Here is a 265-nt window from a genome sequence, read left to right on the forward strand (position 1 = left end):
AGTACCATCGGCGCTGGAGCGTTTCACGGCCGAGTTCGGAATGGGATCGGGTGCAGCCGCTCCGCCATAACCACCAGGTCAGCAAAGGGCACAGAAACAAATAAGAAGCTGGGATTTTCGTGCATAAGATCATAGCGCCTCGGTCACGAACACACAGTGTTCGCAAGTGCGACCGCACGTCGGCCACTTTTGGCCGCCCTCGCGGAGGATCAGCAGCTTTAGCTGCGTACGATCCGTGAGCGCTAGTCTAATTCTATCATCGACG

At 56.6% G+C, this 265-nt stretch carries 1 rRNA gene; it reads right to left on the reverse strand.

Annotation, left to right across the window (positions count from 1 at the left end):
* Nucleotides 1–78 (reverse strand): 5S ribosomal RNA (rrf, locus tag A918_RS0102945); the annotation flags it as partial.
* Nucleotides 79–265 lie beyond the last annotated feature (187 nt).

It is taken from the genome of Pseudochrobactrum sp. AO18b, from assembly GCF_000409565.1.
GTDB lineage: Bacteria > Pseudomonadota > Alphaproteobacteria > Rhizobiales > Rhizobiaceae > Pseudochrobactrum > Pseudochrobactrum saccharolyticum.